15 protein-coding genes are annotated in these 17648 nt (G+C 68.4%); 6 read left to right on the plus strand and 9 right to left on the minus strand.

Translation table 11 applies throughout. The features are described 5' to 3' along the window. The first annotated feature begins 53 nt into the window (after positions 1–53). Positions 54–998, plus strand: a complete 945-nt coding sequence (locus IPG50_24385; GenBank protein MBK6695321.1) for a proline dehydrogenase — start codon at positions 54–56, stop codon at positions 996–998. Between the two features lie 102 nt (positions 999–1100). Here the strand turns inward: IPG50_24385 and IPG50_24390 are convergent, their stop codons facing one another. The 6 genes from IPG50_24390 to IPG50_24415 all read right to left on the minus strand — a co-directional run bounded on the left by IPG50_24390 (position 1101) and on the right by IPG50_24415 (position 9649). After that, positions 1101–1289 carry a hypothetical protein gene (locus IPG50_24390; GenBank protein ID MBK6695322.1) on the minus strand — a complete coding sequence of 63 codons (189 nt, stop codon included), beginning with the start codon at positions 1287–1289 and terminating at the stop codon, positions 1101–1103. A 54-nt stretch (positions 1290–1343) separates the two neighbouring features. Further along, the gene (locus tag IPG50_24395; protein MBK6695323.1) at positions 1344–2861 is read right to left on the minus strand and encodes a hypothetical protein; all 1518 of its coding nucleotides are present in this window, start codon (positions 2859–2861) and stop codon (positions 1344–1346) included. Between the two features lie 162 nt (positions 2862–3023). After that, positions 3024–3374, minus strand: a complete 351-nt coding sequence (locus IPG50_24400; GenBank protein MBK6695324.1) for a hypothetical protein — start codon at positions 3372–3374, stop codon at positions 3024–3026. Between the two features lie 251 nt (positions 3375–3625). After that, positions 3626–5116, minus strand: a complete 1491-nt coding sequence (locus tag IPG50_24405; GenBank protein ID MBK6695325.1) for a hypothetical protein — start codon at positions 5114–5116, stop codon at positions 3626–3628. Between the two features lie 219 nt (positions 5117–5335). Next, complete coding sequence (gene hrpA / locus IPG50_24410; protein MBK6695326.1) at positions 5336–9100, minus strand: ATP-dependent RNA helicase HrpA; 3765 nt, start codon at positions 9098–9100, stop codon at positions 5336–5338. 105 nt (positions 9101–9205) lie between these two features. Then, positions 9206–9649, minus strand: coding sequence for a hypothetical protein (locus IPG50_24415; GenBank protein MBK6695327.1), 444 nt, complete (start codon positions 9647–9649; stop codon positions 9206–9208). Positions 9650–10091: 442 nt separating this feature from the next. Between IPG50_24415 and IPG50_24420 the strand changes: the two genes are divergently transcribed. After that, the gene (locus IPG50_24420; GenBank protein ID MBK6695328.1) at positions 10092–10754 is read left to right on the plus strand and encodes a hypothetical protein; all 663 of its coding nucleotides are present in this window, start codon (positions 10092–10094) and stop codon (positions 10752–10754) included. Positions 10755–10769: 15 nt separating this feature from the next. Next, on the plus strand, positions 10770–11642 hold the full coding sequence (locus tag IPG50_24425) for a hypothetical protein (protein MBK6695329.1): 873 nt from the start codon (positions 10770–10772) through the stop codon (positions 11640–11642). A 79-nt stretch (positions 11643–11721) separates the two neighbouring features. Here IPG50_24425 and IPG50_24430 read toward each other — a convergent pair whose 3' ends face one another. Both IPG50_24430 and IPG50_24435 read right to left on the minus strand, forming a co-directional pair. Further along, positions 11722–13353 (minus strand): hypothetical protein, encoded by a 1632-nt coding sequence (locus IPG50_24430; GenBank protein ID MBK6695330.1) that lies wholly within the window; start codon positions 13351–13353, stop codon positions 11722–11724. Positions 13354–13447: 94 nt separating this feature from the next. Further along, positions 13448–13711, minus strand: a complete 264-nt coding sequence (locus IPG50_24435) for a hypothetical protein (GenBank protein ID MBK6695331.1) — start codon at positions 13709–13711, stop codon at positions 13448–13450. Positions 13712–13977: 266 nt separating this feature from the next. On the opposite strand from IPG50_24435, the gene IPG50_24440 reads away from it, so the two are divergent. Further along, positions 13978–14460: a hypothetical protein gene (locus IPG50_24440; GenBank protein MBK6695332.1), complete on the plus strand. Its 483-nt coding sequence runs from the start codon at positions 13978–13980 to the stop codon at positions 14458–14460. A gap of 89 nt (positions 14461–14549) precedes the next feature. Here the strand turns inward: IPG50_24440 and IPG50_24445 are convergent, their stop codons facing one another. Further along, positions 14550–15173 (minus strand): DUF2238 domain-containing protein, encoded by a 624-nt coding sequence (locus tag IPG50_24445; protein MBK6695333.1) that lies wholly within the window; start codon positions 15171–15173, stop codon positions 14550–14552. Between the two features lie 221 nt (positions 15174–15394). On the opposite strand from IPG50_24445, the gene IPG50_24450 reads away from it, so the two are divergent. After that, complete coding sequence (locus IPG50_24450) at positions 15395–16429, plus strand: hypothetical protein (protein MBK6695334.1); 1035 nt, start codon at positions 15395–15397, stop codon at positions 16427–16429. Positions 16430–16454: 25 nt separating this feature from the next. Next, on the plus strand, positions 16455–17633 hold the full coding sequence (locus IPG50_24455) for a hypothetical protein (protein ID MBK6695335.1): 1179 nt from the start codon (positions 16455–16457) through the stop codon (positions 17631–17633). Positions 17634–17648 lie beyond the last annotated feature (15 nt).

Here is a 17648-nt window from a genome sequence, read left to right on the forward strand (position 1 = left end):
ACGTGAGGCGAGTCCTGGAGGCTGGTCGGCGCGTCCGTGGCCACGAGGAGCTCTTGAAGAGCGCTCTCGCAAAGTCGACGCGCCTCTCCCTTGCGGGCGTACACCTGGCGCTCACCGAGCACCTCGAGGTCGACGCCACCGATGAAGAGATCGCGAAACTCGTCGCTGCGGCCGGCGACGCGGAGCGCATCGCCGTCATTCTGTCGTCGACGGTCTTCGTGGGGGCGTTGCGCGCCGTGGCGATGGCTCGCGCTGCGGCCACCGAGGTCGTCGTGCGGCCGTCGTCGCATGAGCCGATCTTCGCGAAGGCGCTCGTTCACGAACTGCGCGAGCTCGGCGACCTTGGCGTCTCCGTGGTCGACGACCTTGATGTGTCGACGCTGACGCGCGGCGAGGTGCACGTGTACGGCTCCGATGAGACCATCGCGACGTTGCGAGCGCGCACGGCCGTCCCCGTGCGCGGACACGGGACCGGTCTCGGCGTCGCCTTCGTGGTGATGGACGAGCTCGAGGTCGCCGCGGCCGACGTCGCGCGCGACGTGGTGCCCTTTGACCAGCGCGGCTGTTTGAGCCCGCGGCTTGTGCTCGTGCTCGGCGACGAGGCCCGGGCCGTGGCCTTCGGGAAGGCCCTCGCGGCGGAGCTCGCGACGCTTCGCGCGAACGTACCGCGCGGCGAGCTCACCGACGACGAACGAGCCGATGCCGCGCGGTACCGCGGAACGGTGGCGTTCGCGGGCGAGCTCTTCGATGGCCCCGACTTTGCAGTGGGCGTCTCCGACGAGGTGCTCCTTCCGCCGCCGGGGCGTCACGTCCACGTGATACCGGTGCACACGGAAGAGGCCATTCGGCGGGCCTTGGAGCCGCTCGCGCGTTTCGTCGCCGCCGTGGGCGTCAACACGCAGGTCCCCGTTCTTGACGACCTGGTGCCAAAGGCGCGCCGGTCGAGACTCGGGCTCATGCAAAAGCCACCGCTCGACGGCCCCGTTGACCTGCGGTGACGAAGACGGGGCTAGTCTTGCGCGCTCTGACCAGCGTCCCACGCGCCGATCGCGGCTCTTCGATCGCGCGCGTGGAACATTTCGGCACCGTCTCGGCCGGCCTCAGGTCGGCGCGGTCTTGTTGGGAGGAGAGTGCAGGGGGCGCTCGAACACCGCGAGCGCGCCCAGAGTCGCGTCATCGACGAAGAGCCGAAACACCACGAGCACCATCCCATCCGGCGAGAGCTCGGCGACGGCGAGCGGCAGCCCGGGAGTGACCCCCGTGATGATCGTGGCCGGATTCGGCGTCAACGTCCTCCTCGCCACCACTCCCGCGCCCGCCCCGTGATGGTGCGTCGGCGGCTGTCACAACGGCGTGAGCCATGCGTCGTCGAGAAGCACTCTCTCCGACGAGTCGACGTAGATCTGGAAGCGGAACCCCGTGACGCCGGGCGCGATGACGAAGCCACCGGCGATCCGCCGCCGCGTCTTGTCGACCTTCAGCACCGCCGAGCTGAAGATCGGGGCGCCCGCGGTGAGCTGGAAGACGCCGACCCTGATTTGCTGGACCGCCGGCGCGTCCGTCCATGCCCTCACGCCGAACGTCATTCCTTGCCCGTCACCCACGTGCGCGGGCCGCGGGACGTCTTGGTAGATCGAAGCGCCCGGACCTCCTCGTCGAAGGCGAGCGTAGCGATTGCCATCTCGAAGATCGGTGGCAGCGAACCGTTCCGTGTCTACCCCGAGCTCGGCGGGCGCGAACGCACCCCAGCCGCTCACGTCGCCCATGGCGAAGCCGTGATTCAAGAGCAGGTTGCCGCGCGCCATGAACTGATGCACCGGCCACGAGCGCGGTTCGAAGCCTCCGACGGGGTCGGCGACGACGCGGGTGAACTCTCGACACGTCGTCCGCACGAACCCCAGATCGTAGGCAGGCCCCGTGCAGGAGGTGTCGGGGGTGGGAGCGACCTCCCCCTCCGTCGGCTTCTGCCAGGCTTCCCATCGCGTGCGGCCGTATTCGCGCGTGTAGAAGATGCGCTCCATCGCCGTCGACTCGTCGGGGGACGGTCGATCGTAGTGGCTGGTGATGATCGTCTCGAGGACCTTGTTGCTGTTGAACGTCCATCGTCCGCGCAGAAAGAACGTCCCCGCGCCGCGCTCACCGACGGCGGGGCACCCGTACGACATCTGCGTCTTCGGCTCGAAGGGCACGCGAAGGTGCGCCGCCCGAGCCTCGACGTATCCTCCTGTACCCTCCGCAGGCACGACGGTCGGGAATGAGATCCACGAGTCGTCGTGACCGCACGCGGCGTTGAAGAAGGGCGCCACACCCTGAGCGTCCCTGGTTCCCACGAGCGACACCCACGCGCCGTCGGCCTCCGACACTTCGTAGCCGTCACTGTGCGGCATCGGAGCGCCAGCGGGATCGGAGTACAGCTGGGCGAGCGGAGGCGTGTCGAAGTCCAAGAACGAGCGCCGGTTGCCCGGCCAGCTCATGGTCGCGACGTTGAACGTGTGCACCACGCGGACGCCACCGTGCGGCCCCACAACAGGATACGAGTCCGAGATCTCGAGCCGTCCACCAGGAGCCCCAGGCACGTGATCGGTGATGCGTCGATAGCGGAGCAGCTCGTTGACGTTGAGGTTCCGCCGACTCCCCGTGCACCCGTACGGATCGGTGGCGGTGGCGACGCCGTTCATCACACAGACGTCTTGGATCAAGAAGTCGTACGCGTCCGTCGCAGGCGCGGAGAGCGGCTGCTTGAGCTCGCTCGGCGCCTCGAGCGATCCCAGCTTGTCCCCACCTTCGTCCGAGAGAGTCCCTTCACCAGAACACGCGGCCAACAACCCGAACCCCAGAACACGACTTGCGCGACGGATCATGACGGCGCACCTCCCGGGGGTGCGCATCAGCAAGCGTCAGGCCGCCGGGGGCCGGTGTGATCACGCGAAAAAATGTGAGGATGATCGCGGGAAACGTAGTCAAGGCCATGCCGCCTTTGACAATCGGCACGACTCCAAGTGCCCGGCTCGTGCGAAGCGACCTCAATCGGTGCTGGCGTCGGTCAGTAGGGCGCCATCGACCGCGCCCGCGTCGCTCGTCCCGGCGTCGTCAACGAAACAACACGACGCTTTGCCAACACACGCCACGTCAGGCAATACGCGCCCGCGAAACGCCCACGAGCAATACGTCGCCCCCGTCGGCGGAAGGCAATACGGGTAGGCCTTGCCGGTGCATCCGCTCCGGTCTTCGGACACGCAGGTGCCGTTCGCCGCGGTGCACGCAGCGGTCTGCGTGGTGGTGCTGCTCGACGGCGGCGGGGTGGAGTCGGTAACGCATGCGGCCACGAGGAGCATCGCGGCCGACGTGAACACGGCGAAGGGGCGGGCGAACATGTCGCGCGCCGAGCAAGGCGCGTTCCACGCGCTCGACGCGCGTAGGTCCGCGAAGCTTCGATGGCGGCGGCTCGTGGCGCGCGACATTCGCGTCGTGGTCGCGAAGTCCGACGCGGTGGCGGCGAACGTTCGGGGAAGATCGCAGCGGGAGGCGCCCGCTCCGCTCGAGCCATGGAGCTCGGTCGGCCAGCCGCGGTCCACCGGTTGTCATGCCCGAAGGCCGGCGTGTGCGGTGCAACCAGGTTTTGGAATCACGGCGCGAAGGTCCAAGTCGACGCGTTCGCCGTTGCGTCGATGAGGCGCTGCCGCTCGGCGGCAGCGAGGTCTGCGCGGTGCGTTTGGAGGCGACCGTACGCGGACAAGTCTGCGGCAGCCCGATCCATCCCACGACCGGCAGCCTCGTCCGCCCAACCACGCATCAAGCCGCGTTCCTCGAACGAGGGGATGCCTCCGTTGTTGTAGGTCGCATTCGCGGTGCGGAACGCCTCATCCGGTGGCAAGCCCGCGCGTTCCAGACGAATGGCGTCGTATTCAATGCGACGCGAGTCATCGAGCGTGGCCGCCGCCGCCGGGGTCGAGCTCGTGAGAAGGTCGAGAGCAGCTCCGCCGACCGCGGAGCCTAGAATCGCCGTGGCGCCGCGCCGCAACAATGTCGGAGCCGCCGACTCGAGCGCGCGAGTCGCGGCGGCGCGTTCCGCGGCTGTCACGGCGCCCGCATTCTCGGCGGCAATGACGGCGGCCGAGCGCTCCGCCGCCGCGGCACCCGGTGGCGCATGGAGCGCCGCCTCACGTTCGGCGAACGTGGCGAAGTTGCCGCGGGGCTCCGGAAGAGGGTCCGTCACACGCACTGGATTGTCCGGCGTGTAGGTGCCGGGAGAGGGCGCGCGCCCGCGGTCGTAGTCGTAGTGGCCGCCGTCGGGCGTGTTGAGGTGCGGCCCACGATTCTGAACGGGATCGTCGGGATAGAGGTGTCCCCCGGCGTCGTTTCGAATGACAACCGGTTCGGTGCTTCCGGGAACGATGGCACTGCCGCGGCCCGAAACCGGTGCCTCGAATTGGTATTGCGCGCCGGGGACTCGGTTCCCTTGCAGATCGATGTTCGGAAGGTGCGTGTCGAACGGACGACTCGTCGGGAGGTCGGCGTCCCGAAGCGCCTGGCGGTAGGCCTGCCGGAACGTCGCGTCCTCGCTTGGCGAAAGATTCGCTGGCGCTACGCCCGCCGCAACCGCCGCCGCGAGCGCCCTCGGGTCCTCGAAGCGACCGAGAACCGAACCAGTATTTTCGCCTTCCGCTCGTGGGTCCGCTGCCGCCGCGGGGGTTGGGTCCTGCGAGCTCTGCGCCGGCAGGGTGTTGTCGTTCTCGAGCACGGCCCCGACGTTCTCACCCATCGCACGCGGATCGCCTTGCTGCGGTTGATAGCCTCCGTAGTCCGGAGCTGGGCTCGACGAGTAGTTCCCCTCCGTGTCACGGGCAAGCGTGCTGCCGTCGTCGAAGGTCTGCAGGCTGGAGCCGTCATCGTACTGTTGCACGCCGTAGCTCGCCGCCGGTTGCTGCTCGGTAGGCGCTTGATACGTGGGCTCGGCGGGCGTGTGATACGTGGGCTCGGCAGGCGTGTCGTACGTGGGCTCGGCGGGCGTGTCGTACGTGGGCTCGGCGGGCGTGTCGTAGGTCGGCTCGGCGACGTATTCATCGTCGCCTCCACAAACATATTCGAGCTCGGCCGCTCTGAACGCCCTAGCCATCCGAGGAGATCGAAGCGAAACGCGAACCATGGGGACCCGCATTGCGAAGCCGATGACATGGCTTCGCTGCGTTCGAGGCCTCGCGTCGGCGGCCCGCAGTCCCGAGCCTGCCAGGGAAATCACCGGCCGATCCGTCGGTCCGGCCGGGCCGGGCATGTGGGACGATGGCAGACAGACGCCCCGAGATCTCCGAGCGCCGCTCGTGGATCGACGTGGCCCCTACCGAAGCGTCGCGAGCGCCTCGCGAAGGCGAGCCGGCGAGACTGGCGTCGCCGTCTTGAGCTCCGGCGCGAAGATGGCTACGCGAAGCTCTTCGAACGCGAAGCGGAGCATACGCGCAGTTTCCACGTCCTTCACCGTCGGAACCCTCTTCAGAAACTCGTCCCACAGGGGCTTGAACGTCGCGAGCTTCTCGCGATCCTTGCGAGGGTCCGTCGCCGCACGAACCACGCGCGCCTGCACGGCGCGGAGGTAGCGCGGAAAGTGCTCCAGCTGCGCGAGCGGCACCCATGCCAAAAGGTCCGCCGGGAAGAGGCGCTCGAGCTGCGCGAACATGTCGGCCACGGCGTCGCGGCCGCTTGGGTGTTTCGCCGCGCTGCGAAGCGTCACGAGAGCTTTGTCGAGCTCGGCGGCGCACGGCTTGAGGCGCGACTCGAGATCACGAAAGACGCCAGGGAGTCGCGCTGCACCTCGCGCGGCCATGGTGTCGAAGGCCTCCTTGGTGCGCGGTAGCGTCGTCTGCCCACCGAGCTCGAAGGCTTCATCGGCGATGCGCGCGAGGAGCACCGCTCGAAAGAGCTCGTCGTCGCTCCGCGAGGGGAGTCGTGGTGCCTGCGAGACGGCCGGCAGCGCCCGCGGCAGTCTTGGTTCGATCGCCGAAAGCTCGCGCCTTGTCGCGAGGAGAAGCAACCGTCGCAATCCATCGCGGGATGCGGCGTCCGCCGCGCCTCGCGACTCGAGCAACACAAGATCGACGGAGGTGATGCGGTCCACGAGCGCGGGAAAGCTGCGCACCTCCACCTGGCCCACGCGGCGCGTGACAAAGGGCGGAAGGTCGGCGAAGTCCAGGCTCGTCAGTCCCCGCCGCTCGAAGCCCGTCGGCGTCGGTACCTTCTTCAAAACCTCACGCGCTCGCCCTCCGAAACGCGCAAGGAGATCGTCTAGGTCACGACTCTGGGCCACCACCTTTCCCTGGTCATCGTGCACCCGGAAGCTCAGGCGAAGATGACGGGGAATCGCATCGTGGCGGAAGTCCGCGGCGGAGACCTCGACGCCCGTCTCCTGGGTGACCGCTGCGGCAAGTGCGAGCAAGAGGGGCCCGGAGAACGGCGTCAGCGATGTCGCCAATGTCTCCGCCAACGCCGCCGTGTCGCCGAGCTCTCGTCGCAGGCCGCGGGGAAGCTCGTTTAGGAGCGCCGCCAACTTGTCCCGGTGCCAGCCGGGGATGGTCCAGTCGAGCTCACCCGGCTGGAGCTGCGGCAGGAGCACCAGTGGGAGCGACAGCGTGGCTCCGTCGTCGTCGTCGTGCGGCTCAAATTTGTAAGAGACGGGGATCTCGACCGCGTGGACCGAGAGCGTGTCCGGGTACTGCGATGGCGAGAGGTCGGGTTCTCCGACGAGCGCATCTTCGAGGGCAAGGCAAAGCACGTTCGGGTCTGCCTCCTCTGCGCCGCCGCGCCACGCCTCGAAGGTCTTGCCGTCCACGACGTCCGCCGGGAGCCGTCGATCGAAAAAGTCGAAGAGCGCGGTGTCGTCGGCGAGCATGTCGCTCCTTCGAGCCTTCGCCCTGAGGCGCGCCACCTCCGAGAGGAGCGCCGCGTTGCGCGTCTGAAACTCCCCTCGGGTCTTGTATTCGCCGCGGACGAGCGCGTGGTCGATGAACATGCGGCGTGCTTCGAGCGGCGCGACGGACGCGTAGTCGATGCTCTTGTCTCTCGCGATCGTGACGCCGAAGAGCGTGCTGTGCTCCTTGATGGTGGCCCGCCCGGTACGCTCCGACCAGCTTGGGTCGCCGTAGCTCCGTTTGAGGAGGTGAGGGGCCGCCTGAACGAGCCACTCGGGGTCGATTCGCGCGGCCGTGCGCGCGAAGAGCTGCGTCGTCTCCACGAGCTCGGTGGCCATGAGCCAAGCCGGCGGCTTCTTGGCGAGCGCCGAGGACGGGTGAATCGCGAAACGAGTTTGTTTGGCGCCGAGGTAGACCCGTTGTTCCGGATGCCACTTGCCGATCTTCGACAAGAGGCCGGTGAGCAGCGCGCGGTGCAGCGCGTCGTGGGCTTCGGCCGCTGGCGGCTTGCCGGCGGCTTCGGCGCTTCGGCCTCCTGCGGGGCGCTTCGGCGGAGGCGCGCCCTCGCGTTGCCGCGTCTCGAGTCGGAGCTCACGCACCACGTCCTCGAGTTGACGGTGAACATCGGCCCACTCGCGCACGCGCACGAAGGAGAGGAAGTTCTCCTTGCAGACGCGGCGCAGGTTAGACGTGCCTCGTTGCTCCGCGTCTCTCACGAAGGCCCACAAGCGGAGGAGGCCAACAAAGTCCGACCGCTCGTCCCGAAAGCGTCGGTGCAGGTCGTCGGCCCGCTGTTGCTGCTCACGGGGCCGTTCACGCGGGTCTTGAACGCTGAGAGCCGCGGCCACCACCAGAACGTCGCCAAGGCAGTCGTTCTCGGCGCCCGCCAAGATCATTCGCGCGATGCGCGGATCGACGGGGAAGCGCGCGAGCTGTTCGCCGAGGGCCGTCAGCTCGCGGCGCTCGCCGAGCGCACCGAGCTCTTCGAGGACGCGGTAGCCCTCGGTGATGGCGCGGCCCGACGGCGGGTCGAGAAAGGGAAAATCCTCGACGTCGCCGAGACCCAGCGCCTTCATGCGCAAGATGACGCCGGAGAGCCCCGTGCGCTTGATCTCCGGGTCGGTAAACGCAGGTCTCGCGGCGAAGCTCTGCTCGCTGTAGAGGCGCACACAGATGCCGTCGCGGACGCGGCCACAGCGCCCCTTGCGCTGGTCGGCGCTCGCCTGTGAGATGGCCTCGACGTGCAGGCTCGTGGTGCCCGAGCGAGGATCATAACGTGAGAGACGTGCCGCGCCGGTGTCGATGACGTAGACGATGCCGGGGATGGTGACGGAGGTCTCGGCGACGTTGGTCGCGAGGATCACGCGTCGCTCCGAGATGGTTTGGAAGACGCGCTTCTGCTCCGCCGCCGACAGTCGCGCGTAGAGCGGCTGCACCACGGTGTGCCGCAGAGCTTGGCGCGAGAGCTCTCGTTCGGCCTCGCGGATCTCCCGTTCGCCCGGTAGGAAGACCAAGATGTCGCCGTGCGGATCCAGCGACGTCACGCTCCGCACCGCCGCGGCCACGGCCTCCGCCAGGTCGTCTTCTTCCCGCGGCGGCTCGTACAAGACGTCCACCGGGTAGGTTCGCCCTTCGACGGTGAGCACGGGCGCGCCGTCGAAGAACGAGGAGAAGCGCTCTGTCTCGAGGGTGGCCGAGCTGACGACGACCTTCAGGTCTGGCCTCTCTGGCAAGATGCGCTTCACCCAGCCGAGCAGAAAGTCGATGGTGAGGCTCCGCTCGTGGGCTTCGTCGAGGATGAGCGTGTCATAGCGACGCAGCAGCGGATCGTTGTGGATCTCTGCGAGCAAGATCCCGTCGGTCATGAACTTGACGTACGTCCGCTCGGATGTGTGATCGTCGAAACGAATTTGGTAGCCGACGTCCTCGCCGAGCGGCGTGCCCAGCTCGCTCGCGACGCGGGCGGCGACGCTCGTGGCGGCGAGTCTTCGGGGCTGAGTCACGCCGACGATCTGCGTAAGCCCGCGCCCCATGGCGAGCGCGATCTTCGGCAGCTGGGTCGTCTTGCCGGACCCCGTGGCGCCGGCGACGATGACGACGGGGTGGGCCTGGATGGCCTCGGCGATGTCGACCGCGCGCGCCGAGATCGGCAGCTCCGGCGGGAACGAGATGGGGGAGGGCGCGGGGCCAGCGTCGCTCATCGCCAGCGGGGCGATACCACCAACATGCGCTGCCGGCGAGGCACTGCGCGGCGTCCCCTGGCAGGACCGCCGCTGCGGGGCGCAGGCTCAAAAGTGGGCCGAAGCTTACCGTGGTGATCCCCACGCGAGCACTTGCGGCACGACAGACGCCACGGCGAAGAGCATGAAAGGCGCGCCCTCTTGAGGTGTGAACGCGAGCACCCTGACGCGCTCCATGGCCCCCGTCGGCCCCGCCTGCGTGTATGCCGCTGACGCCCCGAGGACGCCTCTTTGTTCGTCGAGGTACCCGCGATCCTCGATGCGTACCATGCCAGGAGAGAACGCCCGGGCGAGCGCTGGGTTCATCGTCTGCATGTCACCGATCACGAGCCTTCCGCTGCTCGTGATCGCGAGCATGTACTGGCCACCAATGGCGGCTTCCTTCCCAACGGCAGACAGGAACTTGCCTGCCGTGCCGAACGCGATCGACTCGCCGGGGCAGAGCTGCAGCAGCTTTGCGTAGACGTCTCCGCCGCTGGCTCCCACGCTGCCGAACCCAAGCATGTTCATGAACGCTCTCCACAGTCCCATTGCGCGCCGACTCCTTCCGAGCGACGCCGTATCACGACGCCTGCGGTCGGCACGTCGATTCGCGTGTCGGTTGAGTGACACGTGCATCGATCGGGGGCGTGTGTTTCGATCAGGGACGCGCGTCGCGATCAGGGGCGAATGGCTCGCCGGCGGTCGCAAGCCCCGGTGAAACTCGGCGGCGAATTCGTCGGGCGGCGTGTCACGACGCGGCCACGAGCGCGATAGCCAGTCCATGTCATGGCGACGTGCGCTTATCCTGTCCTTGTTCGTCAGCTGCTCGAACGCCGCAGCTCCCCCTGCGGAGCAACGGCCCGCGCCGAGAGAGTCTGCACAGGTATCGCACCCGGCGGAGCAGGCCCCGCTCACGGGCGAGCCGATTCAGCCACTGAGCGACGAAAGCGGTGTGCTCGGATGCGCGGCCGTGCCTATCGGCTCGCGCACCAAGCGCCCTATCGTGATCGCCCTGCACGGTGCCGCTGGTGACCCGCGAGGAATGTGCCTCGCTGGCCGCTGGCTCTTCGGGACCTGGCCTTTCGTGCTCTGTCCGCAGGGCGAACGCCTTGGCGACCGTACGTTCTACTGGGGCGATCCCAAGAAAATGCGCGCCGCCATCGACCGCATCGTCCTCTTGGCCGAGGCGAAATACCCGGGCCGCATCGACCCCGAGAGCATCGTCTGGCTATCCCACTCGCAGGCCGGGATCCTCGGCGCCCAAACGCTCGCCGTTCCCGGCATCCAGATCCGACGCGCGGTCTTCTTCGAGGGGCTCCCCGAGGACGCGGCGTCACTGCGCACGGCCCTCGAGCGCGCCGGGACGGAACGCGCACTGTTCATCACCCAACATCCAGGCGGCTTGCGCCGGTACGAGGCGGCGGCCGCAGCGGTCCGCCCAAAGGTTGCTGCAAGGGCTGTATTTCCGGGCCCTTACGGCCCTTTTACGGGGAGAGAGCTACGAGAAGATCCCTCGCGAACTTCCGTGGCTCCTCGCGGGCGACGCGAGCTGGGCAGCGGCGGCACCGCAATAGTGAGGGTCGGCTGCAGTCTCGCGTGTCACAATCCGCGGGGCGGCGCGATGGACGATTGACGGGATGGGCACTCGATGAACGCTTCGACTCTTCTGCGCGATCACGTGGGCGACAGCAGCGTTCGGAGCCTCCTTCGAAGGATCGTCGCTCGCCGCGTCCCTCGCGAAGAGGTCGAGGACATCGTGCAGGCGGTCGTGTGCGAAGCCCTGGCCGCGAAGCGCATCCCTTCGTCCAAAGACGAGCTTTCGCCGTGGCTCGTTGGGATCGCGAGACACAAGGTTGCCGATCATTTTCGAGGCCATCGCGACGAATCGCTCTGCGACGAAGCGCACATCACCCCGAGCCCGCCGCTCGAGGCGCGCGACCTGTTGCGCCGTGTCCTCGCCGACGCCGAGGTGAACGCGTGCGTGAGGCAAGCCATGAACCTGGCGCTCCGCGAAGCCGACGGTGAGTCCTACGCCGACTTGGCTCGATCGGAGGCGGCGTCGGAGGCGGCGCTTCGTCAGCGCGTGTCGCGCTTCCGGCGCGCCATGGCGAGCCGGTGGCTCGGCGCCGCGGCGCTCGCCTTGCTTCTCGCGATGACTCCCATGCTGCCTCGTCTGCCGGAATACGAGACCATCGGGCCCGATCTCGACGGCGCGACGCTCGCCGCGGTCGACGTGTGCCAAGGCGCCTGGACCGTCACGTCGTGGACCGGTGCGGAGCCCCTGGTCATCGGAAGCCGAGTGAACGTCGGTCGCGGCCACGTGCACCTCTCCGCGCTATCGGGCAGCGTCGCGTTCGCCATCGCGAGCGTGAAGCCCCTCGGCGACGGTACCGAAGAGTGGACGTTGTCGTCGGGTGCCGCGGGCAAGATCGTCACCATCGTCAAGAGAACGGGCGCGCGAGCCACGCTCACACTGACGGGCGGTCGCTTCGCCGGCGTGGCAACACTCGAACGCGACTGAGCCGGCCGCGGAGCTCCGAAGCCCGGCTCGCCGCAGGCAGCGTGTCCCCGAGAGCCTGGCGGAGGGGCAGACGGGCTCCCTACTTGATCGTGAATGGCCCGAAGTCGACGGCGTGCGCCGAGCGGAGGCCGCTCCCGTCCTTCGCCTCCGCCTTGATCCGGAGGATGCGCGGCCCGGGCGTCGCGTTGGTGCTCGCGTTGACGCCGCCCGCCACGTAAACGCCGGCGTCGGGCAGGAGCACTTTGTCCGCGTGCACCGCGTTGCTGTCCAGGAGGCCTTTGTAGAACACCTGCCCACCGACGCGGATGGGCGTCCCGCTCACCCTCGCCTCCATCGTCGCGGCGACGGAGAGGTCATGCGGGATCTCCGCCGGGCTAACCTTCGGCTCCGTGACCTTTGGCGCGGCGCCGACGCTCGCGGGGTCGAGCTCGGCGATGGCAATCTGCTTTCCGACGGCGTCGCTGTTCACGTAGACGAACGTCTTTCCGTCGGCGGCCATGCTGAGGGGGCCGTCGGGTGAGCCGACGAAGGCCGGATCGCTCGAGAAGAATCCGGTGCCAATGAGGAGCGGCCACGGCTCGGAGCCATCGGTGGGGAACACCGTCGACATGACGGAGAGCGTCACCTTCGCCCCGTCGCCTGACATCGTGAAGGGCATCCTGCATCCGCCGCCGGCGCCGATGTCGAAGAGCTTCGTCTTGTTCGTGCCGTCGGCGCCCATCACGCCGATTTCGCCGCCTGCGGGCGCGGCGCTCGCGGTCCAGTAGGCGGCCTTGCTGCCGTTCTGGTTGGTGGCGACCGCGTAGACGAGCTTGTCGCCCGTCGTGACGGGGCCGAGGACGAGCGCGGCGCCGGTGCCCGTGCCGCTCGAGGCGATGATCGCCTGGGCGCCGAGCACGTTGACGACGCTAAAGACCTTCGTGCCGTCGCTCGAGACGGCGAGCGACGTGCCGCATCCCGCGAAAGGAAACACCTCCGCCGCCGTCTTGCCCACGAGCGGCGCGACGGTTTGCGGCGTGAGGATCGCGGTTATCCCCGTGCCGTTGCTCTTCATCGTGTACGTGCCGCGTGCCCGCGGCGTGGCCGATGGCAGCGTCTGATTGCTGTCGCGCGCATTGATGAAGAACACGTCGCTGCCGGTGGCGTTCAGCGCGAGATTGGTCACGACGTTGTTGTCGAGCGTGAACGACCCTTTCAGTGTGCCCGCCGTGTCGACGACGCGAACCTGCGTGGAGTCGGTGGACACGATCGTGTTTCCGTCGTCGCTGATGGCGACGTCGGAGCCGCAGAAACAGTTGGTCTTGTACGAATCCACCTGCTTCAGGTTCGTTCCGTCGGCGTCGATGACGAAGATGCGGTTCGGGGTCGCGGCGCTCTGTGTTCCGGGCGCGACCGCGAACGCGATCCGCTTGCCGTTCCCGCTAATGACCGGCACGTTCGTAGGAAAGTCGGCCGCGGTGGTGGCGTGCGTGAGCTGCCGATAGACGATCTCGCGGACGATGCCGTCGGCGCGGGTGCCGCCCTCCGGTGCCCTTGCGTCGAGTGTGGTGGCAGCATCCGTACCCGCGCCTCCGCCGTCTCCCTGGATGTCGGCGTCCGTTCCCGTGGTCCCCGGCGTCGGCGACGACGAACTCTCCGTGCAGGCGGACGCGGTCGCGCCCACTCCCACAACGACGATCCCAAGCCCCATCCACGCACCGCGTGTCTTCATGCCCCACCCCTCCGAATGATCGTCCTAGCTATCACAACGGGCACTGGGGCGGGATGGGCTTCGCCAAGCGTACAGTTCGCGTGCTGGCTCGAGCCTACTCCCCGAAGAGCTCTCTTAAACGCCGGTCGATTTCGTGGCAGCGCGCGCGCTGCTGCTCGGTCGCCGATGACGCCTCCGCGCAGCGCTTGAGCGACTCCTGGGCCTTGCCCGCTGACAGCGGCTTCGCCGCGATTCGCACCGCTTCGGCGTAGGCTCGGTGGACCTCGCCTCTCTCCTTCCACTCGTCGGGCTCGGCGGCCTCCGACGCGCGGACGAACGATTCGCCGAGCGCGGTCCACCCCTCGGCGCTCGCCAACAACGTGGCGCCGCGTTGCGCCGGCGTCGAGGCTGCGCTACGGGGGGGGGGGGGGGGGGGGGGGGGGGGGGGGGGGGGGGGGGGGGGGCCTTTTTTCGTTGATCTCGTTGCTGCCCGGGGGGGGGGGGGGTTTTTTGGGGGGGGGTTTGGGGGGGGGGGGTTGGGGGGGGGGGGGGGGGGGGGGGGGGGGGGGGGGGGGGGTTTTTGGGGGGGGGGGGGTTGTTTGGGGGGGGGGGGGGGGGTGGGGTGGGCAGACGAAGGAGTTCGCCGTGGCGCACGCGTTTCAGCTGGTCATCCAGTTCCCTCAGGACTGCTTCGCGAAGCAGGACGACCTCGAGGCCTTCGCGGCTAGGCTCGCAGCGTCGCTACCGAGGACGTGCGATCTCGACGGCTACGACGTCGGCTCGGGCACCGTGAATTTCTTTGTCTACACGGACGCGCCGGAAGCCGCGCACCGCGCGTTTCGTAAATATCTCGGCACGCGTGCCGTGGAGAAGCGTTTGCGCATTGCCTATCGATCAACGAAGGGCGAGGCGTTCACCAACTTGTGGCCACGGCGCGATCCGCGACCGTTCTCCTATTGGTACGACACCGCAAACGATCCCTTCGCGCGCGGCGCGAAGCGCGTGATCCCGAAGCGAAGCAAGCCGACCGCGAAGAAGGTGACGGCGTCGAAAGCGAGCGTCCAAGGCGCGCGCGAAGAAGGCCTAAGCGGCGCGAGCGCGCTTTCCCCAGGTGTGGCACGGCTCTGAATTCGGCAGGCGACCCCGTCGCGGGAGCGCCATGCGCGAGGCAGCGGCGCTCAATCTGGCGCCGTGGCGGCGACGAACACGCGGCCGCTCTACCCCGCCGCCGCGAGCTTCGCCATCGAGCGGTCGTGGACCTTCGAGAGCGTCACCAGCGAGAGCGCCGAGCCGACGCCGACCAAGAACATGTCCCACTGCGCGTCCCACGGATCGCCCTGCGAGCCGAGAAACGCCGTGCCAACGTCACCGGCGACGACCAGCGTGGTCCACCACTCGATGAGCTCCCAAAAGGCGCCGATGGCGAAGGCGATGGAGAGCGCGATGGCCGCGAGCCACTTGCCGCGCTTTAGGGGACTGGTGCGGAGGAGCACCTCGCGGATCGCCAGCGTGGGGAAGTAGCCGAGGGCGAGATGGCCGATGCGGTCGTAGTGGTTGCGAGCCAGATGAAAGGTGTCGCGGGCCCAATTGCCTAGCGGCGTGAGCGCGTACGTGTAGTAGCCGCCGTAGATCAAGACGAGGATGTGCAGGAAGAGCGTGACGTAGACGAGCGTACTCATGGGGAATCGCTTGTAGAGCGCAGCCAAAGCGAACACCTCGAGGAGGCCCGGCCCGACCTCGAGGGCCCAGCTGAGACGCCCCGCCGGCGGGTGCCACAATGTCGCGAGGCAGATGACGAAGAGCAATGCGGAGAGCGTTGCGAGGAGCGCGGGCCGAGGCATGACGCGAAGGTACGCGAGGCCCGCGGCCGCACCCAAGGATCGAACGCGGCGGGTGTCCTGTGACACACGGTGCGGCCCCGTTGCCGCCTGTCACAGGTGAGCGTTTGCGCCTGGGCGGGCCGCAAACGCCGAACTCCCGACACGACGGAAGCGACGACGAAACGATGCAACGCGTTTTCGGGAGCCATTGGGGTCGGCACAAAGGCTGCAGGCCACGGGGCATGCGTCTGCGCGTCATCGCCGTTCTGTTGGGGGCGACCTTGGCCTTCGGGAACCTGTCGCTGGCCGGTGAGGCGACGCAGGCAGCGACCACCGCGTTGTCGGCGGCCCAGCACCAACGGCTAAACGAGTCCTGCGAGGGATGCCGCGACGACGTGGCGCGCGAGTGGCGCCAATCGAACCATCGCAACGCGTACAACGATCCCACGTTTCAGCGGGCGCTTTCCCTCGAGCCGCTGCCCTTTTGTCGCGGCTGCCACGCGCCGGCGGCGCCTTCCCAGCGGGCCGCCGAGGGCTGGGCCGCCGACAACGGCGTCACGTGTGTTGCGTGCCATGTTCGCGACGGCAAGGTCTTGGGGACACGCGAGGTGAAGGGCGCGCCTCACGCCATGGCTGTCGACGCAGACTTTGGGACCAACGCCTGCGCGTCATGCCACGAGTTCAAGTTCCCGCGCTCCCCCGAGCGAATGCAAAAGACGATGACGGAGCACCGCGCGTCGCCGTCGGCCGACCGAGCCTGCTCAAGCTGCCACATGCCCGTCGGCGCCGCCGGCGCACCCGCAGCAGGACGACGCGGCCGCTCCCACGAGTTTGCCTTCGGCACCCGCCCCGAGGACCTGCGGGGTGCCCTCAAGGTTACCGCGCGCCGCGTCGCCGTTGACGTCGTGGAGCTCACGCTGAAGGCGAGCGGCGTCGGGCACTCGTTTCCGACGGGCGATCTCTTTCGGCGCATCGAGGTCGTCGCCCGCGCGCAGGGCGCCCCCACGGAAAGCGCGGCTCGTGCCTCCGTCGGACGCCGCTTCGCGCTCGACCGGATCCCCGAGGTCGAGTTGGAAGATACACGCATCCCTGCGGGCGGCGAGCGAGTGGTTCGTCTGACTGTGCCCCGCGCGATGGGACGCGAGATCGGCTACCGCGTGCTCTACCAGCGGGTCGAGTTGCCGGAGGGGCACGGCGCAGGCTCGCGCCAAGAGGCCCCACGCCGTGCGCCCCCTAAGATCGCGTTCGAGCTTGTGCTGCATGAGGGCGCGTTGTGAGGAGGTCTCCGTGAAACATCGTTCGATGGCTCTCGTATGCTTGACGCTGCTCGGTTGTTCGCGAGGCGAGGCGTCGCCGCCCATCTCACCGGACCGCGCGCGCGTCGATAAGCTCGTCGCCGCCTCGGACGCTGGCGCCGCGGGTGCGGCGGCGTTGATTCCCTCATCAGCGAAGGAGCCTGCGATACGGGACGACTGCACCAACGCACGCGTCGTCGAGACCTCGTCGGAGAGGGTCGTCAGCACGCCCTTCGCCCCGGTCCGCGGAAGGCTCGTCACGCAACGCTGTTCGAACGGCATCGTGAACTTTCGTCGCGGTGCAACCTGGTACGGCGTCACCGACGGCGCGCTTCGCGAGATCGGCACGGTGACGCTGCCTCCCAAAGCCGCGGTGGCTTACGGCTGCACGCCGGAGTTCGTCCTCGCGGAGACTCAGCAGCAGGGTGGCCGCATGGCGGCAATCACGCTGCACCGGAGAGCCGGCAGTCGTTGGGCGCCCGTCGTGTTGCCCGACAGCGGCGCGCCGGCGCGCGCCTTCGCCATGGCGCCAGGAGCCGTCCTCGTGGAGTCGACGGGCCTTGGGGGCCACGAGCTCACCGTCGTCACGGCTCGAGGGGCCGGCCTGGTCTACAAGGTGAGCGACTACCCGCGGGAGGTGCTGCCGGGGCCCGACCGCGTGGTGTCGCTCGCGGCCAGCAGCGGCGCCTTGCTGACGTCGTTTGCCGACGGCCGCGAGGAGCTCGTCGAAGATCTTCGCGCCGCTCGTTCCTGCACGTCCTTCGGGCCGTCCCACGTGAACGCAGTCACCTGGGCGCCGTCGGGCCGCATGGCCATGCTGGCAACCGTCGATCGCGATGACTTTCTCGTCGTCTTCCACGAGGGTAAGTGGGAGCGCCTCGCGCTGCCCACGACGCTCGCCGACGCATTCGCGATCCGGCTCGCCGACGACGGAACGGTCTTCGTTTCGGGGCCGCGCAAAGGAGGGGATGGAACGGAGGTGCTCTACGAGCGTCGGCCCGGTGACGGCTATCGACTCGTCGCGGAGCGCGTGGCCGAGTTCGAAGTCGACGGGGAGGGGACCCTGCTTTTTACCGTCGTTGAAGGGCAAGGGCGCGGCGAGCGGACCACGCTCTGGCGTCGCACGCGTGAGGCGCGCGGGGCCTCGAGCCCTCCGCCGCCGCCTGCCGCGAAAGCGTCGCTCTAGGACGTTCTGGGGCAC

It is taken from the genome of Myxococcales bacterium (assembly GCA_016703425.1).
GTDB lineage: Bacteria > Myxococcota_A > Polyangia > Polyangiales > Polyangiaceae > JADJCA01.